This is a genomic window from Pseudomonas sp. 43mfcvi1.1 (assembly GCF_900115935.1).
Taxonomy (GTDB): Bacteria; Pseudomonadota; Gammaproteobacteria; order Pseudomonadales; family Pseudomonadaceae; genus Aquipseudomonas; species Aquipseudomonas bijieensis.
Genome location: NZ_UETT01000006.1, coordinates 320185 through 344903, shown reverse-complemented (window position 1 = coordinate 344903; position 24719 = coordinate 320185). Strand labels below are relative to the sequence as shown.

At 62.2% G+C, this 24719-nt stretch carries 22 protein-coding genes and 1 riboswitch; of the genes, 4 read left to right on the top strand and 18 right to left on the bottom strand.

Going from position 1 to position 24719, the window contains the following annotated elements:
- Positions 1-65 precede the first annotated feature (65 nt).
- From DTP52_RS14625 to cobO, 13 genes are all read right to left on the bottom strand, one after another.
- Complete coding sequence (locus DTP52_RS14625; protein ID WP_109753983.1) at positions 66-1514, bottom strand: hypothetical protein; 1449 nt, start codon at positions 1512-1514, stop codon at positions 66-68.
- Positions 1515-1683: 169 nt separating this feature from the next.
- On the bottom strand, positions 1684-3885 hold the full coding sequence (locus DTP52_RS14620; RefSeq protein WP_109753982.1) for an autotransporter outer membrane beta-barrel domain-containing protein: 2202 nt from the start codon (positions 3883-3885) through the stop codon (positions 1684-1686).
- A 291-nt stretch (positions 3886-4176) separates the two neighbouring features.
- A complete protein-coding gene (locus DTP52_RS14615; protein ID WP_240337703.1) occupies positions 4177-6171 on the bottom strand; it encodes a hypothetical protein in 1995 nt (664 codons plus the stop codon).
- 178 nt (positions 6172-6349) lie between these two features.
- A complete protein-coding gene (locus tag DTP52_RS14610) occupies positions 6350-7081 on the bottom strand; it encodes an adenosylcobinamide-GDP ribazoletransferase (RefSeq protein ID WP_109753981.1) in 732 nt (243 codons plus the stop codon).
- 2 nt (positions 7082-7083) lie between these two features.
- On the bottom strand, positions 7084-7659 hold the full coding sequence (gene cobC / locus DTP52_RS14605; protein WP_109753980.1) for an alpha-ribazole phosphatase family protein: 576 nt from the start codon (positions 7657-7659) through the stop codon (positions 7084-7086).
- Complete coding sequence (gene cobT, locus DTP52_RS14600) at positions 7656-8711, bottom strand: nicotinate-nucleotide--dimethylbenzimidazole phosphoribosyltransferase (RefSeq protein ID WP_109753979.1); 1056 nt, start codon at positions 8709-8711, stop codon at positions 7656-7658. Before cobT ends, cobC begins: the two co-directional genes overlap by 4 nt.
- A complete protein-coding gene (cobU, locus tag DTP52_RS14595) occupies positions 8708-9229 on the bottom strand; it encodes a bifunctional adenosylcobinamide kinase/adenosylcobinamide-phosphate guanylyltransferase (RefSeq protein WP_109753978.1) in 522 nt (173 codons plus the stop codon). Before cobU ends, cobT begins: the two co-directional genes overlap by 4 nt.
- Before the next feature lie 151 nt (positions 9230-9380).
- Complete coding sequence (locus DTP52_RS14585) at positions 9381-10832, bottom strand: cobyric acid synthase (RefSeq protein WP_109753977.1); 1452 nt, start codon at positions 10830-10832, stop codon at positions 9381-9383.
- Positions 10829-11821 (bottom strand): threonine-phosphate decarboxylase CobD, encoded by a 993-nt coding sequence (gene cobD / locus DTP52_RS14580; protein WP_109753976.1) that lies wholly within the window; start codon positions 11819-11821, stop codon positions 10829-10831. Before cobD ends, DTP52_RS14585 begins: the two co-directional genes overlap by 4 nt.
- A complete protein-coding gene (gene cbiB / locus DTP52_RS14575) occupies positions 11814-12722 on the bottom strand; it encodes an adenosylcobinamide-phosphate synthase CbiB (RefSeq protein ID WP_109753975.1) in 909 nt (302 codons plus the stop codon). The genes cobD and cbiB overlap by 8 nt, the downstream gene beginning before the upstream one ends.
- Entirely contained in the window at positions 12719-13369 is a 651-nt protein-coding gene (bluB, locus tag DTP52_RS14570) for a 5,6-dimethylbenzimidazole synthase (protein WP_109753974.1), read from the bottom strand. The genes cbiB and bluB overlap by 4 nt, the downstream gene beginning before the upstream one ends.
- On the bottom strand, positions 13366-14766 hold the full coding sequence (locus tag DTP52_RS14565; RefSeq protein WP_109753973.1) for a cobyrinate a,c-diamide synthase: 1401 nt from the start codon (positions 14764-14766) through the stop codon (positions 13366-13368). Before DTP52_RS14565 ends, bluB begins: the two co-directional genes overlap by 4 nt.
- Entirely contained in the window at positions 14763-15374 is a 612-nt protein-coding gene (cobO, locus tag DTP52_RS14560; RefSeq protein ID WP_109753972.1) for a cob(I)yrinic acid a,c-diamide adenosyltransferase, read from the bottom strand. Before cobO ends, DTP52_RS14565 begins: the two co-directional genes overlap by 4 nt.
- Before the next feature lie 78 nt (positions 15375-15452).
- Positions 15453-15664, bottom strand: a riboswitch (cobalamin riboswitch).
- A 159-nt stretch (positions 15665-15823) separates the two neighbouring features.
- On the opposite strand from cobO, the gene DTP52_RS14555 reads away from it, so the two are divergent.
- Together DTP52_RS14555 and DTP52_RS14550 are read left to right on the top strand one after the other, a co-directional pair.
- Entirely contained in the window at positions 15824-16408 is a 585-nt protein-coding gene (locus tag DTP52_RS14555; protein WP_109753971.1) for a hypothetical protein, read from the top strand.
- A gap of 205 nt (positions 16409-16613) precedes the next feature.
- Positions 16614-17924 (top strand): sorbosone dehydrogenase family protein, encoded by a 1311-nt coding sequence (locus DTP52_RS14550; protein ID WP_109753970.1) that lies wholly within the window; start codon positions 16614-16616, stop codon positions 17922-17924.
- A 137-nt stretch (positions 17925-18061) separates the two neighbouring features.
- On the opposite strand, the gene DTP52_RS14540 is transcribed toward DTP52_RS14550, so the two are convergent.
- From DTP52_RS14540 to DTP52_RS14520, 5 genes are all read right to left on the bottom strand, one after another.
- The gene (locus DTP52_RS14540; RefSeq protein WP_109753969.1) at positions 18062-18595 is read right to left on the bottom strand and encodes a C40 family peptidase; all 534 of its coding nucleotides are present in this window, start codon (positions 18593-18595) and stop codon (positions 18062-18064) included.
- A gap of 165 nt (positions 18596-18760) precedes the next feature.
- Positions 18761-19387, bottom strand: coding sequence for a C40 family peptidase (locus DTP52_RS14535; RefSeq protein ID WP_109753968.1), 627 nt, complete (start codon positions 19385-19387; stop codon positions 18761-18763).
- A 212-nt stretch (positions 19388-19599) separates the two neighbouring features.
- Positions 19600-20304, bottom strand: a complete 705-nt coding sequence (gene hda / locus DTP52_RS14530) for a DnaA regulatory inactivator Hda (RefSeq protein WP_003178999.1) — start codon at positions 20302-20304, stop codon at positions 19600-19602.
- 169 nt (positions 20305-20473) lie between these two features.
- Positions 20474-21547 carry an AI-2E family transporter gene (locus DTP52_RS14525; protein WP_109753967.1) on the bottom strand — a complete coding sequence of 358 codons (1074 nt, stop codon included), beginning with the start codon at positions 21545-21547 and terminating at the stop codon, positions 20474-20476.
- 32 nt (positions 21548-21579) lie between these two features.
- Positions 21580-22638 carry a DUF2066 domain-containing protein gene (locus tag DTP52_RS14520; RefSeq protein ID WP_109753966.1) on the bottom strand — a complete coding sequence of 353 codons (1059 nt, stop codon included), beginning with the start codon at positions 22636-22638 and terminating at the stop codon, positions 21580-21582.
- A gap of 365 nt (positions 22639-23003) precedes the next feature.
- Between DTP52_RS14520 and purM the strand changes: the two genes are divergently transcribed.
- Together purM and purN are read left to right on the top strand one after the other, a co-directional pair.
- Positions 23004-24062: a phosphoribosylformylglycinamidine cyclo-ligase gene (gene purM, locus DTP52_RS14515; protein WP_109753965.1), complete on the top strand. Its 1059-nt coding sequence runs from the start codon at positions 23004-23006 to the stop codon at positions 24060-24062.
- Positions 24062-24712, top strand: coding sequence for a phosphoribosylglycinamide formyltransferase (gene purN, locus DTP52_RS14510; protein ID WP_003204660.1), 651 nt, complete (start codon positions 24062-24064; stop codon positions 24710-24712). The genes purM and purN overlap by 1 nt, the downstream gene beginning before the upstream one ends.
- Positions 24713-24719: the final 7 nt, after the last annotated feature.

The window sequence follows — 24719 nt, the reverse complement described above, 5'->3', positions numbered from 1 at the left end:
GCCCTATTCTTTTGATGGGCCTTGGCTCATGCTGCTTCCAACTACGACATATCCTAACTTAATCTTCACGCAACTACTTTCAATGCCAAATTCTTGAAAGCAACATAACTCTCCCCCCCATCAAAGCTCACACTGGCATAAAGCGTAAACGTGGAATTAAGCACCTGCCCATCCACATAATCCTTGGCAATCTTGGTATTGAAGGTCCCGTCGACACCATGGGGCGCCCCTCGCAGGAAATCCGTACGCACGCCCCCCGCCATGGCCCACACATTCATCCGCTGGCCCCGGGCCTGGTAGATCCACTTTTCGATGTCCAGGTCCGCGCCCCCTGAGGGAACCTGCGCCTTGGAGATCGTCGCTGGCGAGCCCACCTGCGCCTGACGGCACTGGACCTGCCCCAGGGCATCGGCGGCGAAGGGGTTGATGGTCAAGGTATAAATCGCCGAATGCTGGGGGGCGTTGCCGACCCAGTAATAGACTTCGACTTTGCGCTGGTCGGCGGCGTCCGTCCGGATATTCGCCGCGACCACCGCCGCGGGAATGGCAAACTCCCGCCCACCGGCGCTGATCGGCTGTACCCCCTTGATGGAACCGATACCGTCCTCGCCGCCCAGGCCGATAAAATCCACGGTCACCGCGTCGCCGGGATCGACCTCCGAAGCCTCCACCACCACGGTCACCCCTGCACCGCCACGAAATGGATTCAGCACGCCGGTACCGGAAGGCGAATTCGACGCTTCCTTAACGGTGGGGAATTTGCGCGGGGTCGGTGGGCGAATGTTGACGGTCAACTGCACTGGAGTGGACAACAGCGACAGATTGCCGGCCCTGTCGCGGACCCGGTAGGTCGCATAACGGGTTCCATTGTTGCTGCGGCGGAGCAAGTCGCCGCTGAAGGGCACCTGCAACACGGTGCCGATATCATCAGGCCCCAGCGGCGGCGAGGTGTCGGCAACGTCCTGACCGCCTGGGGAGGTTTCCCAGTACCAGGTGATGACATCACCGACTTTTACTTCATCGTAATCGGGCAGAATCGTCAGCACCTGATCGCCGTTCGCAGGGTCGTCGAGGTAAGCGGCGGTAATTTCATTGGGAGGAAGAACAGCGGAAGGGAAAATCAGTTTGCTGTCGGCCGCGAGGACCGGAGGGGTTTTATCGATGGTAACCGTAAACGGAAATGATCGCGCCGGTACGTCCACAAAGTTGGTCATGATAAAGCTGAACGTATGCGTCCCGGACGGTAAATTGTCAGCACTGATCGGGACGTAGTAATCGTCCGGATCCATAGGCAGGTCCCACACCCGGGAGCCGATGATATTGCGCTCGTCATCATCCAGAAAAACATCGACCCGCTCGGTCCAGGGACCGCCCGGTAGATCGTCGTCGTACCAAGGCTTGAGCTTAACCCTCAGCGGGTTGTCCGGGTCGCTCCAGGCCGAACGGTGTAGCAGGTTACGCTCGCCGCCAGGAATATCCGCCAGCGGTTCGGGCTCGGTCCAGGGGGCGGTCATTGTGGGGTCAAGCCGGATGGGCTGGGTCGATGACATTTTTCATGTTCTCCGTCGCTGAATATCAGCCCCCAAGCCACCGCCTGGAGGGGCAAGATCCTGATGAACACTCGAATGCCGCAAAGGGCGAATGCCGGAATTGAATCCGGCATGCCTGTCCCCTCAGCCGGCGCTACCAGAGATAGCGCACGCCCACATTGGCACCCCACGGTTGTTCGATCTTATTGCCGTTGCTGTAGTCGAAATCGGCATGAACCGAGACCTTGTCGGTCAGGGTCATGGCCACACCGGCCCCCAGCTCGCCGCGGGAACCCGACAGGTCGTTGTTGAACGTGTGGTCGTTGACCTTCACCTTGTTGCCGTTGGCAAACTCATGCACGAAAGCGCCACGAATATAGGGCTGCACGACCTTGTCGTCCCAGGTGAAGTTGCGCCCGGCGGTCGCCCCTGCCTTGGCCAGCAGGGAGTGCGTTCGACTGCCTTCGGCGGAAAGCCCGTTGTCCAGGTCATAGTCTTTGCCCTGGATGATCACACCGGACAGCTGTGTGAACGGTTCAATGAAGTAATCATCCGCCAGCTTGATGTGCCGGCCGAACTCCAGGGAGCCACCGACACCATGGCTGTCGTAGTTGCCCTTGGTTTTCCTGCCGTCGCTCAGTTGCACGTCGGACTCGTTCTGGAAACGGTTGAACTTGAGCACGCCGTCGAAGTAGTAGCCGCTCTGCTCATCCAGCCAGGTGGTGTAGGCGCCCAGGTAGTAGCTGTCGATGGTTGCGCTGGTGCCACGGCTCATGTCCAGGTCGGACTTGCTGTAGCCACCCAGCACACCGACCAACCATTGGCCATCGCCCACCGGCAACGGCGCGTCCGCACCGAACGACAAGCCCTGTTGGACTTGTTTATAGGCGACGCCGGAACTGGCATCGACATTGAACTTGTTACCGTAGGCGCGCATCCAGCCACCGGCCTTGCCGTGATCGGTGCGCACTTCGCCCATGCGGCTACGCAGGGTGCTGAGTTCACCGAGCCAGGCAGTCGGTGCGGCATTGAACAGGGCAATGACCGAGCGGGTGCCCGGGCTGATCACTCGTGAGGCGGTATTGAGGTACCAGTCGTTGCTGCCCTGTTGGATCAGGTCGTACGAAAAAGCCCCCAGGTCCACTTCGCCACCGGCCAGGGTGAACGTCGCGTCGCCGCCGCCGATATGGACCACCGGGATGGCCCCCGCACTTCCAGGCTCCGAACCGCTGGAATCAATGGCGATGGTGTGATTTCCGGTGGCTGTGCCGTTGACGGTCAGGGTGTCGACCTGGCCAGTTCTGAAATCGGTGTGCATATAGAACGTGCCGCCACTGCCCGACAACGTCTCTACGTTCAGTTTGAAGAATTCACCGGGGTTGCCGAACTGGATAGCGCCGCCATTCATGACCAGGTTCTCGACCTCGCCATCACCGACCATCACCCAACGGGCATCGCTGTTGATGCCCAGGTCCCGTACGTTCTGCAGGTTCCCGGTCAGGGTCGCGGCGTTTTCCAGTAGCACATTGGCAGTGCTGGTGTCGTCCGCGACGATATCGCCGACCAGCGTGCTGCCGCTGACATTCAAATTGCCCTCGGCGCTATTGCGCACATCCATCAGGATGCCGTTGCTGGCCGACAGCGTGGAGCCGTTGGCCACTGAGATATTGGCGGTGATCGTCCCCAGGCCAAAGGTATCGACGACAATTGCCGAGCCGTCGAGGCCTTCGACATGGGTACCGTCCAGGTTCAGCGTGGCGGGAGTGGTCATGCCTGCATCCACACCGATTTCGATCCCGTTCCGGGCACCGGTAATCGTACTGTCGATGGCGGTGGCGGTACCGCCAAACACTCGCAGGCCGGCAGCATTGGCACCAGTGCCCATGACAGTGGTTCGCAACAGCGTCACTTCGCTCAAGGCCGAGACCGAAACGCCAGTCGTCCCACCGATGATGGTGCTGTCGCTCACTGTCGCGGTAGAACCTTGGGTGCCCGCTGCGTCACGACTCACCGCCAAACCAACCCGGTCGCTGGTGATGTGACTGTTACCGATGTTCGCCCGACCGGCGTTCAACAGAACACCATTGGCGCTCGTTGCCTGCACGGTGGTGCCGTTGAGATTCAAGGTTGAATTGTTGACGGTGATATCGCGAGTCTGGGCGCCATCGGCATTCAATGTCGACTCGCCGTTCAACACGTAGTTATCAGATGCGGTGGTGCTATCGATGTCCACGACCTCACCAGGGTTCAGGACCCTTGCGTATGCCACCTCAGCGACCAGCAACAAAGGCGGGATAGACAACAATTTCAACGCTCGGAACAACGGATGCAGCGAAAACGATTTAGGCGAGGACATACAGGCACCCTGTGACGATTGGATACAGAAGGCCGCGCAGGCTACAGAACGTCGACTCCACGGTATGTAGGACTTTTCTGAACTCGCCCGCATAAACGATGAAGCAAACCATAGGAAAGAGCTTGGTCCTCCTGCTGCCAGTCACCCTGGGATCCGACCTGTGGGAGCGGGCTTGCTCGCGAAGGCGGCGGTACAGTCAACATTTTTGTCGCTTGACATACCGCCTTCGCGAGCAAGCCCGCTCCCACAGGATTTCGGATACGAACGAGTGTTACCTGTCTAACTGCATGCTCAAGGATTCGGCCCCGGCGGAACGTTGCAGCTACCCTCGCCCTGGGACAACGCCACCCTGGTATTGGTAGGCGTGGGTGTATACGATTTTCCCGTTATCGTGTAGCTCACTTCGCCCTTGCCTATCGGGAGAGGGTTCGTCCAGGTAGGCAGGACATGCACATCGTAGGGTTCGATGAGCCAGACAATTCCGTTATCCACCTGCTCTTTCGTGATATTGCTGAACGTCGCAATTTTTCTGGCGGTGGGCACCTCCACCGGGCTGTTAAAGTTTGTGTAGGCCTTCCATTCCACTACGACCTCGTCACCTACCTGCAAATAGCGGCTTGGCGGGATAAGGTACTCGATGCCGAAGGTGGTGTTACCCGCATTCCAGCGCAATGATAGACAGGTCACGAAGTTGTTAACGATGTGTTGAGGTATGGCCTCCGGCAACGCTTGAACCAGGAAATCAATCTTGACCGAAGTGCGTTGTTTAGGCTCTTGCGGGTTTGCATGAGCCGCATTGGTCAACACGTACCAGACTGGCATGGCATCGCTGGGGCCTTCGTCACGGATGACGTCCCAATCGAGATCAATCTCGATGTCGTCCCCCACATTGTCATTGGCAGTATCAATCACACGGGGGTTACCGATGGGGGCGCCGTTCCACATGACTTGATACGTGTCGCCATTGACCAGTGGCGCGACCAGTTCGATCGTGGCCTTGATCTCCCCGTCCTCGTCGCTTTCCTCCAACTCATTGTCAACGCCCGACTCGCCCACCACCGTGACCACCTTCAGCCCGCCATTACCAGGTTCCGGGTCCGGATTGACCGGGCCTGCGCCGGAAAAGTTGCATCGGACGGTGGCCACCTCCGAGCCAAAAGGTTCTACACCCCGCAGCACCGTGTAGGAGACTGGCGTATCCACCGCGCCAGTCGTGGTGCTGCCGTATTCGGCCCAGAGGACCGACCAAGGCACGGGGATGTTGATCCCGCCCGATGGATTGCTACCCACAGGCGTACCCGGCGTGATCTCCCGAGTCTTCCATTTGACCACCACAGTATCGGTTTCTTTGCCCCTGGTGACATGGGGCACATTGACAAGCACATTCCCGTCGACAATGTCCGAACGCAGCAGCTCGCCGCCCGTAGCATCCGCCGCCGTGGGCTCATCCAAGGGCGGGAGCGGCAACGGGTCGAGGGCAACCGACATGAGTTCATACTTGGACAACGGGCTGATATTGCCGGCCTTGTCGATCAGGACGTAGCCGCCGCAGCACATGCCATCCCCGGCGGCAATGAACTTGTCTTTGGGAATACGCACGGTTCTGGTGCCATTCGGGTCAATGGGTTCCGGGCCGATCAGGTCGACATCCTCGGGACGTTCAGGCAGCTCTCCCTTTATCCAGCCGTAGGCGATTTTCACATCCGTCTGGTCACCCGTCCAAGGTGGGATGGTCGCTTCAAGGTAATCATTCGCGCCAAACGATGCATCGGTGATGGGCGGCACGGCGGTGAAGATCATTCGTTCCGGTATGCGCCCACCATCGGGCGGAGTCTTATCGATGTGGATAAGCGTTCGTCCAGACGCATCAGGGGTACCAACGTAGTTCTCGTGTTGGTATCGGAGGTCGAAAGGTCCTTCGTGCTCCGAATCGAGCAAGAAACTACTGGGAATACGGAAAACCAGCGGCACCCAAGTATCGCCGCCCGTAAAAGAGTGTTCTTCAAACAGTTCCCATTCATCACTGTCCGCTCGCGCCCACTGCAGCCGAAAATACTCCGTCATTCCAGCCGGTATCGGACCACCCCCCCAAGTCGTGATCGTTGTCGTTAGACCGGTATCAAGATCTGCCCTGCGAATAAGCCCCACTGGCAACCCTGGTAGCGGAGGCGGTTGCACAACCGGGTCCTGAACCTCAAACGGTTCAGCCCCGCCGGATTCGGTTTCATTCGAGGTGCGCTGCTCTTTTTCATTTGAACCAGCCATGTTATCGCTCTCCGTATTCATACCTGGAAGCCATGGCTACCCATGGCGCTTCAGTTCGAAAAGCAGACCGATTATTAGCGGGCACTACCAGACGCCTCCCGTCGTTCTGCACGTGGGAGAAGTAAGCGCTTATTTCAGATACCGCGAAACTGTCAGAGTTGACAGGTGTTTGTTTGCACAGTGACCTGGATGATCTTGATCAGATCAACACCATCCCCACCAATACCGCCATTTCCAGCAACTCCAGCAAGGCCCCGGCCGTATCCCCAGTACAACCCCCGAGCCGACGCAACATCATCTGGCGCAAGCCAACAAACACTGCCAAGGCAACCAGCAGCGCCCAAATGCCGGCCCAGCCCGCCAGCAACACGCAGCCCAGCGCGCACACCCACAACACCTGCCAACCCGCATGCCGGGGCAAGTGATCGGCAAGCGCCTGACCCAACCCGCCGGTACGCACGTAGGGCGTGGTCAGGAACAGCCCAAGCAACGCGGCCCGCCCCAACACCGGCACGATGATCAACATCAAGCCCTGCCCTTGCTCGATCAGAGCCAGCAGCGCGGTGAATTTGAGCAACAGCACCAACACCAGCGTGATAACGGCAATCGGCCCGCTGCGCGGATCCTTCATGATCAGCAGCGTGCGTTCGCGATCGCCAAAGCCGCCCAACCAGGCATCAGCGCTGTCGGCCAGGCCATCCAGGTGCAGGCCGCCGCTGAGCAGCACCCATGCGCTCAGCAACAGTGCCGCGTGCAGCAGCGACGGTGTGCCTGCCAGCAAGGCATCGAGCAACCACAGCAAAAGACCGAACAACAGCCCCACCAGCGGATAGAACAGCAACGAACGACCCAGTTGCTCAGGCTCGGGCATGCCCGGCAAGCGCACCGGCAGGCTGCTGAGAAATTGCAGGGCGATCCAGAATGGCAGCATCTTCAGCCAACCTCTGTCAGTACGGCGTCGGACGACACTTGCAGAGAAAACAACGCGCCGTGACCGACTTCGACGTTGAGCAATTGTTCGCGAGGCAAGCCTCGGGCTTGGGCCAGCAGCAAGCGCATCACGCCGCCATGGCTGATCAGCAAGATGCGTTGCCCCGCGTAGGCCGCGCGCAGGCGTTCGACCGCCGCCAGTACGCGGTTGGAGAACGCCAGCACTGGCTCGCCGTCGGGCGGCGTGAAGCTGTAGGGATCGGCCCAGAAGCGGCCCAAGGCTTCGGCGTCGGTGTCCATCAACGCCGCCGCGCTGCGGCCTTCCCAGGCGCCGAAATGCAGTTCTTGCAGGTCTTTGTCCACGTGCAGCGGCAGGCCGAGACGGGCGCCGAGTTGGTCAGCGAAGCGAGCGCAACGCTGCAACGGTGAACTGACCAATCGATCCCACGGTCCGCCCTGCTCCACCGCTGCGTGCATCTGCTCCCAGCCCTTGGCGGTCAAGGCGTCGTCGAGGCTGCCGCGCAAGCCGCCGCCCAGTTCGGTTTCGCCGTGACGCAGCAGGTCCAGGCGCAAGGTCATGCCGGGCGATCCGCCACGGCCGCTTCGGCGAACGTTGCCATCTGCCCGTGCAGATCACAGGCCAGGCGCAACAGCGGCACCGCCAACGCCGCGCCACTGCCCTCGCCCAGGCGCAGGCCCAAGTCCAGCAGTGGTTCGGCGTTGAGGGTTTCCAGCACGCGGCGATGGCCCGGTTCGGCGCCGCGATGGCCGAACAGCAGCCATGGCCGGCACGCGGGGTTGAGCTGCACCGCCACCAGGGCGGCGACGCTGCAGATGAAACCATCCACCAGCACGGCGATGCCCTGTTGGGCGCAGGCCAGGTAAGCCCCGACCAGGGCGGCGATTTCAAAACCGCCGAGGTTGAACAAGGTTTGCAAGGGGTCGTTGCGCTGGGCAGCGTGCAGCGCCAGGGCACGTTCGATGACCTGGGCCTTGCGGCTGACACCCGCTGCGTCCAACCCCGTGCCCGGCCCGACCAGTTGCGCCACCTGGCAATCGAGCAAGGCGCAGGCCAAGGCGCTGGCGGCGGTGGTATTGCCGATGCCCATCTCGCCGCCGATGAACAATTGCGCCCCAGTGGCGACGGCACGGGCCACGCTGTCGCGGCCGGCGTGCAAGGCTTGTTCGCCCTGGGACGCGGTCATGGCTGGGCCCTGGAGGAAATTCGCCGTGCCAGGGCCGACATTCAGATGGCGCACACCGGGCAGGTCGAGCGAAGGCGTCACGGTGCCCAGGTCCACCACTTCCAGGGACGCGCCCAGTTGCCGCGCCAGAACGCTGATGGCCGCGCCGCCGCTGACGAAGTTGAGCAGCATCTGCCCAGTGACTTCCTGGGGATAGGCCGATACGCCTTCAGCCACCACGCCGTGGTCACCGGCAAAAATCGCGATCCACAGCCGATCCAGGCTCGGCTTGACCTGCCCTTGCAGGCCCGCCAGTTGCACCGCCACCGATTCCAGTCGGCCCAATGAACCGGCGGGTTTGGTCAGCTGTTGCTGACGGGCCGTGGCCTGCTCCAAAGCCTGGGTATCGAGGGGCTTGCATGGGTCCAGCCACCAGCGGTGATTCATAACGCAGTACCTTTGAGGGTCAGGGGCAGGCCGGCGACGGTCAGCACGACGCGCTGACAACGTTCGGCCAAGGCTTGATGCAGCCAACCGGCTTCATCGACGTAACGGCGAGTCAACTCGCCCAGCGGCACGACACCCATGCCGGTCTCGTTGCTGACAAAAATGATTTCACCGGGCAGCGCGGCCAGGCAGTCCAGCAGCGCTTCGCGCTCGGTATTGAGTTGCTCGGGATCGTCGAGCATCAGCAGGTTGGTCAGCCACAGGGTCAGGCAGTCCACCAGCAGGCATTGCCCTGAAGCGGCGTTTTCCCGCAGCACTCGGGCCAGGGCCAAGGGCTCCTCCAGCAGCGCCCATTCGGCCGGACGGCGGGCGCGGTGTTGGGCGACCCGTGCGTTCATCTCGCCGTCCAGGGGTTGGCTGGTGGCGATGTAGGTCACTGGCAGTTGGGTGTCCGTGGCGAGTTTTTCCGCCAAGCGACTCTTGCCGGAGCGGGCGCCGCCGAGGATGAGTTGCAGCATGTTTTTTACCTTTCAAATAGGCGGTGTCGCTGCCGGCCCCATCGCGAGCAGGCTCGCTCCCACAGTTGATCTAGGGTGTACATGAATTCTGTGGTCATCCGAGATCCAATGTGGGAGCGAGCCTGCTCGCGATGACGCCGGTACAGCCACCTCAAATCCCACAGAGTTCACGCAACACCCCAATATCCAAATGCCGCTCCACCAGATCCGCCAACCGCTCGATGTCCCGCTCGCGCAAGCCGTGGTAGTCCACCGTTTGCACATCCTGCAACCCGGCCCAACGCAACAACGCGCTGCTGGCCTGGGGCGACTCGAACAGCCCGTGCAGGTAGGTGCCGAAAATCTGCCCGTCGAGGCTCTGGGCGCCGTCGCAACGGCCGTCGTCCAGATGCACCGCTGGGTGTTCCAGGGCCGGGCCGCTGGTTACGCCGGCATGAATCTCATAGCCACTGACTTCGGCCTCTTCCAACGCCAACCGCCCGCGCACATTGCGCAATTGCTTCTCGTGTTCCAGGGTCGTTTCGAAAGCCAGCAAACCCAACCCGGCACTGGAACCCGCCGCCCCTTCCAGCCCCAGCGGGTCGTGAACCTGCTGGCCGAGCATCTGCAAGCCGCCGCAGATGCCCAGCAACTTGCCGCCGTAGCGTAGGTGACGCTGGATCGCCGTGTCCCAACCGTTGGCGCGCAAATAGGCCAGGTCGCTGCGCACGCTTTTTGAACCGGGCAGGATGATCAGGTCGGCCGGCGGGATGGTTTGGCCGGGGCCGATGAATTGCAGGTCGACCTGGGGGTGCAGCCGCAGCGGATCGAAATCGGTGTGGTTGCTGATGCGCGGCAACACCGGCACCAGCACTTTGAGCACCTGCTCGGCCTTGTCGGCCTGGCGTTGGTCGAGGCCGTCCTCGGCTTCCAGGTGCAGGTCCATCACGTAGGGCAACACGCCGATCACCGGTTTGCCGGTGCGCGCCTCCAGCCAGTCCAAGCCCGGTTGCAGCAAGGCGATGTCGCCGCGAAAACGGTTGATGATGAAGCCCTTGACCCGCGCCTGTTCGCTGGGAGAAAGCAGCTCCAGTGTACCGACCAGATGGGCGAACACCCCGCCGCGGTTGATATCGGCGATCAGCAGCACCGGGCAGTCCACCGCCTCGGCAAAACCCATGTTGGCGATATCACCGGCGCGCAGATTGATCTCTGCTGGCGAGCCGGCGCCCTCCACCATCACCACCGGATACGCGGCGCTCAAACGTGCGTGGGAGGCGAGCACGGCTTGCATCGCGGTGGCTTTGTAATCGTGATAGGCCACGGCGTTCATGGTGGTGACGGCGCGGCCATGGATGATCACCTGGGCGCCGGTGTCGCTGTTGGGCTTGAGCAACACCGGATTCATGTCGGTGTGCGGTTCGAGCCCGGCGGCCTGGGCCTGCACGGCTTGGGCGCGACCGATTTCGCCGCCGTCGGCGGTCACGGCGCTGTTGAGGGCCATGTTCTGCGGCTTGAACGGCACCACGCTCACACCCTGGCGCCTGACCCAGCGGCACAGCGCCGTAACCAAGGTACTTTTGCCAGCATCGGAGGTGGTGCCCTGCACCATCACTGTGGTCATTGAACGTCCTTGGCGTAGGCCTCGAAGGCCTGTTCGAGGCGCAGGAATTCGCTGTCGTCAGCCGGCAGTCCGAAGCGCAGGCTGCCGGTACTGGTGAACAACCGCAGGAGAATGCCGCGATGGGCCATGAAATCGTGAAGCCCCTCGGCGTGCTCGGTGACCAGCCACTGGAACAATCCGCAGCCGCCCTGAGGCTTGAAACCGTGATGCTCGAGCACCAGCGCCAGGCGTTGGCTGGTGGCTTCGCAGCGTTGGCGTTGACGGGCGTGGGCGTCGCTGTCCAGCAAGCACGCCTGGCCCAAGACCCGGGTCGGCCCGCTGACGGCCCATGGCCCGACCTGTTCGGCGAGCAACTTGAGCAAGCGGCGCTCGGCCAAGACAAAACCCAGGCGCACCCCGGCCAGGCCAAAGAACTTGCCGAACGAACGCAGCACGATCAACCCGACCAGATGGGTGTGCGCCGCCAGGCTCAGCGCCGGTGTGATGTCCATGAAGGCTTCATCCACCACCAGCCAGCCACCGCGCTGGGCCAGGCGGGCATGCCAGTCCAGCAAGCGCTCGGGCGCAAGGCTCAGGCCCGTGGGATTGTTCGGATTGACCACCACCAGCACATCGAGGCTGTCGATGAAGAAATCCACCTCCGACGCCAACACTTCGCGCACGATGTAGCCACTGCGGCGCCAGGCTTCGGCATGTTCGGCGTAACACGGCGAAAGCACACCGACCTTGCCGGCCCGACGCAAACGCGGCAACAACTGAATAGCCATCTGCGAACCGGCCACCGGCAGCACATCCAACGCACCGTAGTAATCGCAGGCGGCCTGTTCCAAACCGTCATCGGTTTCCGGCAAGCGTGCCCAGGCCCGCAGGGGAATCGCCGGGACCTCGAACGGCCAGGGCGCCAGGCCGCTGGACAGGTCGAGCCAATCCGCCTCGGCAATGCCGTATTGCCGGGCCGCGTTGCGCAGGCGTCCACCGTGTTCAAGCATAAAGCTCAGCTCCCAGGCAGAGAATCAGCAACCACAACCATACCCCGCGCTGGACCAATTGCCAGCCGCGATCGATGGAGTCGGCACTCGCCGGCAGGCCTTCGCCCAAGGGCGGACGTTGGTGCAGTTCGCCGTGATAAACCGCCGCCCCGCCCAGCTCGACGCCCAGCGCGCCGGCACCCGCGGCCATCACCGGCCCGGCGTTGGGGCTGTCCCAGGTTGGGCCTTGGGTGCGCCAGCACTTGAGCGCCAGGCGGGTCTTGCCGAGCAGCGCGTAGGTCAACGCCACCAGGCGCGCCGGGATGTAGTTGAGCACGTCGTCGATCTTCGCCGCCGCCCATCCAAAGCGTTCGAAGCGTTCATTGCGATAGCCCCACATGGCGTCGAGGGTATTGCTCAAGCGGTACAGCACCACGCCGGGCGCGCCAGCCACGGCGAACCAGAACAGCGCGGCGAACACCGCGTCGCTGCCGTTTTCCAGCACCGATTCGGTGGCGGCGCGGGCCACGGCGGTCTCGTCCAACTCGCGCGTCTCGCGACTGACCAGATAGCCGACTCGCAGGCGCGCCTCGTCCAGATCACCACTGCGCAGCGCCCGCGCCACCGGCTCGACATGTTCGCCAAGGCTGCGCAGGCCGAGGGCACAGTACAACGCCAGGATCTCCACCAGCCAACCCACCACAGGCGCCCAGGACAGGGCCGTGGCCAGCAGGGTCAGCGGCACCACGGCGATGATCCACGCCGTCACCCCATGGCTACGCCAACCGCGCCCGCCGGAATTGAAGCGTTGTTCGATGCGATCGGCAAAACCACCGAACGCCACTAACGGATGCCAACGCCGGGGCTCGCCCAACAGCGCATCCAGCGCCACCGCGGCGGCACTGAGCAACGCCACACTCATGGGCTCACTCCCCAACGGTTTTCATACAGCAGTTCATTGAGCGGACGCGGCTGCGCCCAACCTTCCAGGGCGAGCATCGGTGCCGGATAAAATCCCTCGACTGGCCCCAGACAGAGTACCGCCAGCGGCTTGGCCCCGGCGGGCAGGCCCAGCAGGTCGGCCAGGGCCTGGGGTTCGAACAGCGATACCCAGCCCATCCCCAACCCTTCGGCGCGGGAAGCCAGCCACAGGTTCTGGATCGCACAGGACAGCGAGGCCAGGTCCATTTCCGGCAAGGTCCGGCGACCGAAGATGTGCCGCTCGCGATCCTCCATCAACGCCGCCACCAGCACTTCGGCACAGTCGTCAATGCCTTCGACCTTGAGCTTCATGAACTCATCGCTGCGCTCGCCCAGGGCCTCGGCGGTGCGAATGCGTTCCTGCTCCACCAGTTGGCGGATCTGCCCACGCAAGGCGCGGTCGCTGATGCGGATGAATCGCCATGGTTGCATCAGGCCGACGCTGGGGGCCTGGTGCGCGGCTTCCAGCAGACGGCGCAGCAGGGCCGGCTCCACCGTGCCGCCGCTGAAATGGCGCATGTCGCGGCGCTCGGCGATAGCGCGGTAAATGGCGTCGCGTTCGGCCTGGGAGAATGCGGTGTCTGTCATGGCCTCTTCGCGAGCAAGCCCGCTCCCACACTGGTTGGCGCTGGGCTTGAGATGAGTCGATCCCCTGTGGGAGCGAGCCTGCTCGCGATCGCGATCTCAGGCCCGGGCGCAAACAACGCGGCAATCGCCTTGGGATTGGACGGAAAATAAAAGTGCACATAGGAAGCCGTCATCCGCCCCTGCCGGAAAACCGCCTCCGCCCCGCGCCCGCCATTGGGGCTATGGCCACGGGCAATCGGTTCAACCTCGGTGCTGGTCAGGGAGTGATGATAGGTGTGCCCACGCAGGTTGCCTTCCGGCAACTCCACCGATTGCAGCGCCAGGGCCGCCAGGCGCTTCTGCATCTGCGCATCGCCGGCCAGCAAACCCAGCAGTTCGGCGCGCACGCCGTCGACATCGGTCAATGAATCGAGCAGGTACAACATGCCGCCACATTCGGCGAGCAACGGTTTACCGGCGGCATGGTGAGCACGGATCGCGGCCAGCATCGCCGTGTTCCGAGCCAGCGCGACGTGGTGCAGTTCCGGATAACCGCCGGGCAGATACAGGCTGTCCGCCTCCGGCAGTTGAGTGTCATGGATCGGCGAAAAGAAGCTCAACTGCGCGCCCATGGCCCGCAGCAGATCGAGGCTCGCGCCGTAGGTGAAGGCAAACGCTTCGTCCCGGGCCACGGCGATGCGTACCCCAGCGAGCCACGGCTCAACAGCGATCACCTCGGGCGCGGCGAATGCCACCGCTGGCGGCAGCGCTACTTCGCAACTGCCGGCCAAGGCCTCGGCCGCCGCGTCGAGGCGCAGGTCGAGGTCATTCAATTCACGGGCCTGGACCAGGCCGAGATGACGGCTGGGCAACTCGATGCCGGTTTCCCGGGACAACGCGCCGTACCAGCGCAGGCCTTCGGTCAGGCTGCCTTCGAGCAATTGTGCGTGGCGCAGGGTGCCGACGCGGTTGGCCAATACTCCGGCGAATGGCAAGTCCGGCTGATAACGCGCCAGGCCAAGGGCCAGGGCGCCGAAAGTCTGGGCCATGGCCGTGCCGTCGATCACCGCCAGCACCGGCACGCCAAAATGCCGCGCCAGGTCAGCGCTGGACGGGGTACCGTCGAACAGCCCCATCACCCCTTCGATCAGGATCAGGTCTGCTTCAGCGGCGGCCTCCCACAACAGCCGACGGCTCTCCTGCTCGCCGACCATCCACATGTCCAATTGATAGACCGGCGCACCGCTGGCGCGCTCGAGGATCATCGGGTCGAGGAAGTCCGGGCCGCACTTGAAGACGCGCACCTTGCGTCCCTGGTTGCGATGCAACCGGGCCAGCGCCGCGGTGACGGTGGTCTTGCCTTGTCCCGAGGCCGGAGCGGCGATCAGCACTGCCGGGCAGTGGCGAGCATCACTCACAGTTCGACGCCTTTCTGCGCCTTGATGCCCGCCTGGAACGCGTGCTTGATCATGCCCATTTCGGTCACGGTGTCGGCCAGCTCGATCATCTCCGGCTTGGCGCCGCGACCGGTCACCACCACATGCTGCATCGGCGGACGGGCTTGCAGATCGCTCAGCACCTGGTCGAGATCGAGGTAGCCGTGCTTGAGGGCAATGTTCAATTCGTCGAGCACCACCAGACCGATGGATGGATCGCTGAGCAACTGACGCGATACGGCCCAGGCGGCTTCGGCGGCGGCGATGTCGCGCTGACGGTCCTGGGTTTCCCAGGTGAAACCTTCGCCCATGACATGAAAGCGCACCTGCTCCGGGAAGCGACGGAAAAACAGCTCTTCACCGGTGCTGTTGCGGCCCTTGATGAACTGCACGACACCGCATTGCATGCCATGGCCCATGGACCGTGCCAGCATGCCGAACGCCGAGCTGCTCTTGCCCTTACCGTTCCCGGTCAGCACCAGCAGCAAGCCGCATTCGTTCGGCGAGTTGGCGATGCGCTCGTCGATCACGGCTTTCTTGCGCAGCATGCGCGCCAGGTGGCGTTCGTCGCGATCGGGGATGTCGGTCATGGAAGCTCTCCGTTGGGATTGGATAACGGCGGGCGGGCACAAAAAAAGACGGCAACAAGCCTGGCATCGCCCACCGTGATGCCGTTGGATGAATCAGGCCGGTCTCCGGGCTCATGAGCGGCGCAATGCCCGGCTGTGCGCCTTCCCATGTCTGTGCGACACAGTGGCTTTAGCGCAGCCTTGACTCATTTACCGTTGCGGGGGCAGCGCCGGGTTCGTGTGCACTCACCGGCTTCCCTGTTTCACTCTATCGACCGGGGTCATAGAGCACCTGAAACAAGCGGCGAAGGTTAGAGGGTTGGGGGTGGAGCGTCAATTAAAGCCGCCATGGGCCATGCACCAAACATTGGCCCCGATCAATAAAATGACGCCAATCTTGTGCCACGCTACGGCAAGTGATATCAAATAGGCATCATGACCCGATATCACAAGAACAAGAGGGCAAAAACATGCAAGGCATGCTCATCAGCAATCCAAAGCTGGAATTCCTGCGCCCGGTGCTGGAACGCTGGTTTGATTGTATCGACCGCTACAACGCCGTGCGCGGCGATAACGACACCCCGTACTGGTTCGATGAACGGGCCAACCTTGGCCTGTTGTCGGCTGCCGCCTGGATGGCCGAGATGGTCACGCTGCAGAGCGCGCCGACCCGCAAGCAGAATGAAGAAGGCGAACGCAACGTCAGCGCCGATCTGTTCATCGCCGGCGCCGATGAACGCGCCTTTATCCAAGCCACCCAACGCTGGCCCAAGGTCACCAACCTGAACCTGACCCAGCCGCTGCTGGAAGTCACCAGCGATGCCAAGCGCATCAGCTACGCCAGCGACTTGAAGCTGGGCTGCCTGTTCGTCTCACCACAAAAGGCCCAGCAAAGCGCCACGCCGGAAGAACTGCAGGACATGATCGACGACCTGCAGAAGGAAAACACCTGCGCCGTGGCCTGGTACTTCCCTTACGCCTATCGCAAGTTGCGCAACGAAGCCGGTCACTACCATCCTGGCATTGCGGTGCTGTTCAAACAGGCCCACGGCTGATTCATCCCGCACAAGAAGCTGTGGGAGCAAGCTCCCACAGTGAATCTTCGGCAGACATAAAACTCATATACACCCCGCTCCCACACTGGATTTTCAGCATGCACAAAATCCAGTTACTGCCTGACTGACAGGCCTACCTACGGTTGAACCATCGCGCGTCTACGCTCCTCTATGAATAACTACATGCATTCATAGGGAAGCCAGCATGCTCAAGCCACCCCATCTCCTGATCGTCGCCCTTGCCGCCGGGCTTGTCGCTTGCGGCGAGTCTTCCACCTTGCAAGTGTCCGATGGCACCGGGCCTGCGCCGAAACTGCCCGAACCGAACAAGACTCTCGTCCCGACCGTCAACATCGCCGAAGCCATCGGCTGGCCCGAAGGCGCCAAGCCAACCCCAGCCCAGGGCCTGCAAGTGGGCGCGTTCGCTGAAGGGCTGGACCATCCGCGCTGGCTATATGTGTTGCCCAACGGTGATGTGCTGGTGGCCGAAACCAACGCTCCGCCCAAGCCGGACGACGCCAAGGGCATCCGTGGCTGGGTGATGAAAAAGGTCATGGGCCGCGCCGGCGCCGGAGTGCCAAGCCCCAATCGCATCACACTGTTGCGCGATGCCAATCACGACGGCATCGCCGAAACCCGCACGGTGTTCCTGGAAAACCTCAACTCGCCGTTCGGCATGACCCTGGTGGGCAATGACCTGTACGTGGCCGATACCGACCGGCTGATCCGCTTCCCCTACAAGGACGGCGATACGCAAATCAAGGCGCAACCGACCAAGGTTGTCGATCTGCCCGGGGGCACGCTCAACCACCACTGGACCAAGAACGTGATTGCCAGCCGCGATGGCAGCAAGTTGTACGTCACCACGGGCTCGAACAGCAACGTCGCGGAAAATGGCATGGAGGCCGAAGAGGGTCGCGCGGCCATTTGGGAAGTGGACCGTGCCAGCGGCAATCACCGGATCTTCGCCTCGGGCCTGCGCAACCCCAACGGCCTGGCCTGGGAGCCCCGCAGCGGCGCGCTGTGGACGGCGGTGAACGAGCGGGATGAGATCGGCAGCGACCTGGTGCCGGACTACATCACGTCGGTCAAGGACGGCGCATTCTATGGCTGGCCCTACAGCTACTATGGGCAGCACGTCGATACCCGAGTCGAACCGCAGAACCCAGCCTTGGTGGCCAAGGCCATCGCCCCGGACTACGCCGTCGGCCCCCACACCGCTTCATTGGGCCTGAGCTTCGCCGAAGGCAGCACCTTGCCTGCGCCGTTTACCGAAGGGGCTTTCGTCGGCCAGCATGGCTCCTGGAACCGCAAGCCCCACAGTGGTTATAAAGTGATTTTCGTACCGTTCAACGGCGGCAAGCCAGTAGGGCAACCGGTGGATGTGTTGACCGGTTTCCTGAATGCCGACGAAAAAGCCCAGGGCCGGCCAGTGGGCGTAGTGATCGATAAGCAGGGCGGGTTGTTGGTGGCGGATGATGTGGGGAACAAGATTTGGCGGGTGTCAGGTAAATAAGGTCGACACACCCTTGTGAGCGCCGCCCGAACTGTGGGAGCAAGGCTTGCCCGCGATGGAAGCGATGCGGTCTGTCAGAGATCGAGGCGCCTTTTTCGCGAGCAAGCTTTGCTCCCACAGATCAGGGCAACAACAACTCAGGGATTACGCGCCAAGTGCTCCGGTTGCAGCACACGCTTGGCACCCAGATAGGCCTTCTGCCAATAAGCCTTGGACAGGCTATCGAGCTTGACCGTACCGCCAGTGGCCGGCGCATGGACAAAACGCCCCTCACCGACATAGATCCCGGCGTGGCTGACCTGTGAACCGCCGTTGGTGGCGAAGAAAACCAGGTCACCGCTCTGCAACGCATCCTTACCCACTTCAGGCGCCCGCATGCTGATCATTTCCCGCGTGGAACGTGGCAGGGCAATACCGGCGGCGTCGCGGTACACATAGCCAATCAGACCACTGCAATCGAAGCCTGAATCCGGCGTGTTGCCGCCCCAACGATAAGGCGTCCCCACCAGGCCCAGCGCTCGGAACAGCACATCTTCGGCGGCCGGGGAAAAGGGTTGCGAGGGGGCAAAGACCACTGGAGCCCGCACCGGTGCCGGCGGCGGTGTACGGCTGGCACACGCACTGAGCAGCGCGGCGAGGAACATGAGAGCGAGGCGGGCCGACGTCGACATATGCAGAACAATCCTGATCTGGATGCGGCTTTTCTGCCGTGGGCATGAAAACGAATCCGCCTGCGTAGTACGCAGGCGGATTGCCATCAATCAATGATCAAGGATTCTAGCGACTATGTGGCAAACTTCAAGTAAGACTTTAAGTTTGCCTTACAAACTGTGTGCTTACTTGCGAGCAGTCATCACAGTCGGAGCCATGGCGAGGGCGCGCTTGGCTTCGATGAAGGTCTTGCTCCAGTAGCTGTCGCCCAGGCTGTCGATCCGCACGCCACCGCTGCGGCGGCTGCTGGAATGGATGAACTGGTTGTCACCCAGGTAGATACCGGCGTGACTGACGCGGCCACGACGACCGTTGGTGCTGAAGAACAGCAGGTCACCGGGCTCCAACTGGTTGCGTGCTACCAGTGGGGCGTTCACGTTGATCATTTCACGGGTGGAGCGCGGCAGGTTCATGCCGGCTTCTTCGCGGAACAGGTAACCGATGAAACCGCTGCAATCGAAGCCGGCTTCAGAGGTCCCGCCGAAACGGTAGCGAGTACCGATCAACGACATGCCGCGTTCCAGGATGCTGTCGGCCAGTACTGGAAGCTGGTAAGGCTTGCTGCCGGCGAAGGCTGCGAGCTCTTTGTCGGAGGCCATTTCTTCCTGGAACGCAACGGAGGAAGACTGGGCGGTAACGGAGTTCTTGACCTGTGGTTGTTGCTCTTGCTGGGACACTGGAGAGTGGGCAGCGCAACCGAACAACAGGGTAACGAGTGCGAGAGGCACGAGGGGTGCGAAGCGATTTAGCATGGGCACGACCGTGGCTGAAGTAGTAAAGATGGCGAGACTATGCCTTCTATCAACCTCATTTGCAAATTCAATCGATGCAAATGTGACTTCTCGGTTTTACGTTTACATCTAAGCGCTTAAGCCCATTTTGAATCTCACGTGGCCTGCAACCCAGCAGGGCCGCGGGTTTCGCCGTGTCCAAAGCAGGCTAAGAGCCACTAGTTGGAAAGGTTCTACCAACCCAAGGTTTCTTTCAAAAAAGGAATAGTCAGCTTGCGCTGGGCCTGGAGTGAGGCCTGGTCGAGGCGTTCGAGCAGCTCGAACAATGCACTCATGCTGCGGGTGCCACGGGTGAGGATGAAATGCCCGACTTCGTCGGTCAGGTGCAGGCCACGTCGGGAAGCACGCAACTGCAAGGCACGGAGCTTGTCTTCGTCGGACAGCGGGCGCATCTGGAAAATCAGCGCCAGGGTGAGACGGGACTTGAGGTCCGCCAGCTTCACTGGCAGCTCCCGCGGTGACGTCGATGCGGCGATCAGCAAGCGTCGACCACTGTCGCGCAACCGATTGAACAGATGAAACAGCGCCTCTTCCCAATCAGCCTTGCCGGCCACGGCCTGGAGATCGTCCAGGCAAACCAGTTCGTACTGTTCCAGGTTGTCGAGGATTTCCACGCCGCGATCGAGCAACTCGGCCAACGGCAGGTACACCGCAGGTTCGCCCAATTGCTCGAAGCGCAGGCAAGCCGCCTGCAACAAGTGCGTGCGCCCTACCCCATCCTTGCCCCACAGGTAAATCAGGCTCTCGGTCCAGCCGGCGTCGGCTTCGCAAAGCCGCTCGACATAGCCGAGTGCAGCGGCATTGGCGCCTGGGTAGTAGTTGATAAAGGTGGCGTCATCACGCAGACGCACACCTAGGGGCAGCTGAATCGGTTTCATGCTGACTGAACAGTTCCCAAGGAACCGTTAGTGGCCTCTGTGTAAAGTGCGCAAAGTTTATACCCGTGACGCGGACCGCACAATGCGCCGGACCACGAGCAAAATCAAAGGTTTGCAGCGGCAAGGGCACGGAGCGTCAGTTTCCCTGACACCCCACCCATCATTTGCCCTACAGGTCAGGGTCTTCGGCGCCGCTGTAGATGTCCGAATCCTTGTACAGATCGTGCATATGACGCACCAGCACCATGATCACCGCCGCCACCGGCAACGCCAGCAGGATCCCGGTAAAGCCGAACAACTCGCCCCCTGCCAGGATTGCGAAGATCACCGCCACGGGATGCAGGCCAATGCGGTCGCCCACCAACAGCGGCGTCAGCACCATGCCCTCCAGGGCCTGCCCGACCATGAACACAGCCACGATACCCACCATCGGGTACAAGTCGCCGCCGAACTGGAACAACCCGGCGATCAATGCCGCGCCAATCCCGATCACAAAGCCCATGTACGGCACGATGGCCGCCAGCCCGGCGATCAAGCCGATCAACAGTCCCAGTTCCAAGCCGACCAACATCAACCCAGCCGCATAGATGAAACCCAGGGCCACCATCACCAGCAGTTGTCCGCGCACGAACGCCCCCAGCACTTCGTGGCATTCGCCGGTCAGGGTCATGATGCGTTCTTCGCGATGACGTGGCAGCAGGCTGCGGATCTTGGCCATCATCAGATCCCAATCCCGCAGCAGGTAGAAAGCCACCACGGGAATCAGCACCAGGTTCGCCAGCCAGCCGATCAACGCCAGGCTCGAAGCCGTGGCCTGGCTCAACACCACGCCGACTATGTCCGTGGTCTGGCCCATGTGCTCGCTGATGGCGGCCTTGACCTTGTCGAACTTCCAGAAACCGTCCGACAACCCCAGTTTCGACTGCACCCACGGCACCGCGCTGTGCTGCAACCAATCGAGCATCTGCGGCGCCAATTCGTACAGGCGCAGCAGTTGCTTGGCGAGCATTGGTATCAGCACCAGCAACAGCGCGACCACGATCAAAGTGAACAACGCAAAGACCGTCACCACACCCCAGGTCCGCGACAGGCCGAGTTTTTCCAGGCGATCCACCACCGGGTCAAACAGATAGGCCAACAACAGCGCAACCAGGAACGGCGTGAGGATCGGATGCAGCAGATAGATAAACGCGAACAGCAGGGCGACCCCACCCAACCAGAACCAACGCCGCGTATCGCCCATGAACCACTCCTAGCTATATAAAGAAAGAAAACCTACCAACGGAACCGCAAATTGGCTGCCGGCGCAGGCGCAGGCGCTGCAACCGGGACCGAACCATCGGCGGCTGGCGGCGCCACAGGCACTGGCGCGACGGCCTCGCCGGGTGGAATTTCCTGCAGTTTGGCCAGGGCCAACTGCGCCTTCAGCTGTTCGGCACTGCCGTTGACCCGATAGACGATCCGGTCCCCTTCAACCCGCTGCAACTGCCCACCGAACGGCTCGAGCAGACGCCCTAGCGCCGCGTAACGCTCCAGGTTCATGCCCTGCACTTCCAGCAATTGCTCGGTGGCCACGCCCGGCTTGGCGACGAAACGCGGCGCCAGACGCTGACTCACCGCGAGCATGACCGCATCGGCCAGGGCCGCAGGATCGGCACCCTGGGCCGAGCCCTGCTCGCGCTGGTCCCCCAGCCACAGGCGCCAGGTGCCATGCCACTGACCACCTTCTTCCTTGGCGTGGACCGCCAGCAAGGCGTCCGTCGCGTAGCGTTCCGAGGCATCGCGCAACGGCGCCGGGTCGCTGCCTTCCAGGTTTGGCGCGGTGGCGACGATCTGCTCGCTCAGGTCAGCCAACGGCAGGTGCAACGCCAGGCCCCGATGCTGGGCGGCACGTCGCAGCGGCGCGGCGCTGGCCTGGCCATCGCCCACCAGGCTGGAACCCTCGGCCGAGTCATTCAGCCACCAACCCAGGATCGATGGCCGGTTCGCGCTCCACAGCGACAACCCTGCCGAGCGCAAGGCCCGGTCGGTGCTCGCCGGGTCGAAGTCGACCTTGAGGCTTTCCGGCGGGCCAGCATCGTAGCCATATTGAAGAATGATCTGCTGCGGATCCTGGCGAATCGCTGCCAGGCCTGGGCTCTGGGCCGCCTTGGCATCGCCGGTCAGGCGCAGCACCAGCGTATCCAAGGCGCGCAGGGTCGCCTGGTTGCGCTCCTCCGGCGTCTGGCTGGTGACCGGTTCGAACACCTGATAGAGGCCGTTGAGGGTTTCGGCATGGCTCGCCAGGCTGATCAGCGACAGGCAGCCCACGGACAAGAACTTGAACAAACGCATGGAAGATTCCCGGACATAACGGCTGGAACAGGCCGTGTGAAGAAGATTGAGCATGGCTGTGACCACAGCACCCGGCAAAACATTCACACGCCCGGTGGAAGTTTCGCACTGTCATCACCATAACCGGTTACCGCTACACCTTATACAGACGCGCTACACAGTACCAATATAAGAAATATCGGTTTTTTTCCGTGGATATGTCCCTGCCCGTCGGCGCGAGGATGGCCGCTGCCCCTCAAGCCTGATAAAATCGCGCGCCTTCGCAGACCGGCAATGGCTGGGCATCCGGAATAATTCGTACAGCGGTTATTCAATGGCCCCGGCGGTCGGTCGTTACCCAGAAATCCCCCCTAAAGGCCTGGATCATGAGCAAGCAACCCTCCCTGAGCTACAAGGACGCCGGTGTAGACATCGACGCCGGTGAAGCATTGGTCGAACGCATCAAGAGCGTCGCCAAGCGCACTGCGCGTCCGGAAGTCATGGGCGGCCTGGGCGGTTTCGGCGCCCTCTGCGAGATCCCGGCCGGCTACAAGCAACCGGTGCTGGTCTCGGGCACCGACGGCGTCGGCACCAAGCTGCGCCTGGCGCTGAACCTGAACAAGCACGACAGCATCGGCATCGACCTGGTGGCCATGTGCGTGAACGACCTGGTGGTCTGCGGCGCCGAGCCGCTGTTCTTCCTCGATTACTACGCCACCGGCAAACTGAATGTCGACACCGCTGCCCAGGTTGTCACCGGCATCGGCGCCGGCTGCGAACTGTCCGGCTGCTCCCTGGTCGGCGGCGAAACCGCTGAAATGCCTGGCATGTACGAAGGCGAAGACTACGACCTGGCCGGCTTCTGCGTCGGCGTCGTGGAGAAGGCCGAGATCATCGACGGCTCGAAAGTCGCCACCGGCGATGCCTTGCTCGCCCTGCCGTCCTCCGGCCCGCATTCCAACGGCTACTCGCTGATCCGCAAGATCATCGAAGTCTCCGGTGCCGACATCGTAAACACCCAGCTCGACGGCAAGCCACTGGCCGACCTGCTGATGGCCCCGACCCGCATCTACGTCAAGCCGCTGCTCAAGCTGATCAAGGACACCGGTGCCGTCAAGGCCATGGCCCACATCACCGGTGGCGGCCTGCTGGACAACATCCCGCGCGTACTGCCAAAAGGCGCCCAGGCTGTGGTCGACGTGGCAAGCTGGACCCGCCCGGCGGTGTTCGACTGGCTGCAAGAAAAAGGCAACGTCGATGAAACCGAAATGCACCGCGTGCTGAACTGCGGCGTGGGCATGGTCATCTGCGTGGCCCAGGAGCACGTCGAGACGGCCCTGAACGTACTGCGTGAAGCCGGCGAGCAGCCTTGGGTCATCGGCCAGATCGCCGCCGCCGCCGAAGGCGCTGCCCAGGTCGAGCTGAAAAACCTTAAGGCGCACTGATGTCCGCAACCTGTGACGTGGTGGTGCTGCTGTCCGGCACCGGCAGTAACTTGCAGGCCCTGATCGACAGCACACGGACCGGCGACAGCCCGGTCCGTATCCGCGCGGTGATTTCCAACCGCGCCGACGCCTACGGCCTGCAACGCGCCAAGGATGCGGGGATCGACACCCGCGTCCTCGATCACAAGGCGTTCGAGGGCCGCGAAGCCTTCGACGCCGCGCTGATCGAACAGATCGACACCTTCAATCCGCAACTGGTGGTCCTCGCCGGTTTCATGCGCATCCTCAGCGCCGGCTTCGTGCGTCACTACCAGGGCCGCCTGTTCAATATCCATCCCTCGCTGCTGCCCAAATACAAAGGGTTACACACTCACCAGCGGGCGCTGGAGGCCGGAGACACTGAGCACGGCTGCTCGGTGCACTTTGTCACCGAGGAACTCGATGGCGGACCACTGGTCGTACAGGCAGTAATACCGGTAGAGTTGCACGACACGCCGCAAAGCCTGGCGCAACGGGTTCACGCCCGCGAGCACCAGATCTACCCGATGGCCGTGCGTTGGTTTGCCGAAGGACGGCTGACCCTCGACGATCGCGGTGCCTCACTGGACGGCCAGTTACTCGCCGCCAGCGGCCATTTGATTCGATACTAGGAGATTT

Bases quoted from the DNA above. Each gene is read 5' to 3' on its own strand.
- cobC (WP_109753980.1), bottom strand. From the start codon at position 7,659: ATGACCTTGCGCCTGGACCTGCTGCGTCACGGCGAAACCGAACTGGGC.
- DTP52_RS14555 (WP_109753971.1), top strand. From the start codon at position 15,824: ATGCAAGGCATGCTCATCAGCAATCCAAAGCTGGAATTCCTGCGCCCG.
- cobD (WP_109753976.1), bottom strand. From the start codon at position 11,821: ATGCTTGAACACGGTGGACGCCTGCGCAACGCGGCCCGGCAATACGGC.
- cobU (WP_109753978.1), bottom strand. From the start codon at position 9,229: ATGCTGCAACTCATCCTCGGCGGCGCCCGCTCCGGCAAGAGTCGCTTG.
- cbiB (WP_109753975.1), bottom strand. From the start codon at position 12,722: ATGAGTGTGGCGTTGCTCAGTGCCGCCGCGGTGGCGCTGGATGCGCTG.
- purN (WP_003204660.1), top strand. From the start codon at position 24,062: ATGTCCGCAACCTGTGACGTGGTGGTGCTGCTGTCCGGCACCGGCAGT.
- hda (WP_003178999.1), bottom strand. From the start codon at position 20,304: ATGAAACCGATTCAGCTGCCCCTAGGTGTGCGTCTGCGTGATGACGCC.
- DTP52_RS14615 (WP_240337703.1), bottom strand. From the start codon at position 6,171: ATGAATACGGAGAGCGATAACATGGCTGGTTCAAATGAAAAAGAGCAG.
- DTP52_RS14525 (WP_109753967.1), bottom strand. From the start codon at position 21,547: ATGGGCGATACGCGGCGTTGGTTCTGGTTGGGTGGGGTCGCCCTGCTG.
- cobO (WP_109753972.1), bottom strand. From the start codon at position 15,374: ATGACCGACATCCCCGATCGCGACGAACGCCACCTGGCGCGCATGCTG.
- DTP52_RS14535 (WP_109753968.1), bottom strand. From the start codon at position 19,387: ATGCTAAATCGCTTCGCACCCCTCGTGCCTCTCGCACTCGTTACCCTG.
- DTP52_RS14625 (WP_109753983.1), bottom strand. From the start codon at position 1,514: ATGACCGCCCCCTGGACCGAGCCCGAACCGCTGGCGGATATTCCTGGC.
- DTP52_RS14550 (WP_109753970.1), top strand. From the start codon at position 16,614: ATGCTCAAGCCACCCCATCTCCTGATCGTCGCCCTTGCCGCCGGGCTT.
- DTP52_RS14585 (WP_109753977.1), bottom strand. From the start codon at position 10,832: ATGACCACAGTGATGGTGCAGGGCACCACCTCCGATGCTGGCAAAAGT.
- DTP52_RS14540 (WP_109753969.1), bottom strand. From the start codon at position 18,595: ATGTCGACGTCGGCCCGCCTCGCTCTCATGTTCCTCGCCGCGCTGCTC.
- DTP52_RS14610 (WP_109753981.1), bottom strand. From the start codon at position 7,081: ATGCTGCCATTCTGGATCGCCCTGCAATTTCTCAGCAGCCTGCCGGTG.
- purM (WP_109753965.1), top strand. From the start codon at position 23,004: ATGAGCAAGCAACCCTCCCTGAGCTACAAGGACGCCGGTGTAGACATC.
- DTP52_RS14520 (WP_109753966.1), bottom strand. From the start codon at position 22,638: ATGCGTTTGTTCAAGTTCTTGTCCGTGGGCTGCCTGTCGCTGATCAGC.
- DTP52_RS14620 (WP_109753982.1), bottom strand. From the start codon at position 3,885: ATGTCCTCGCCTAAATCGTTTTCGCTGCATCCGTTGTTCCGAGCGTTG.
- cobT (WP_109753979.1), bottom strand. From the start codon at position 8,711: ATGAATCACCGCTGGTGGCTGGACCCATGCAAGCCCCTCGATACCCAG.
- bluB (WP_109753974.1), bottom strand. From the start codon at position 13,369: ATGACAGACACCGCATTCTCCCAGGCCGAACGCGACGCCATTTACCGC.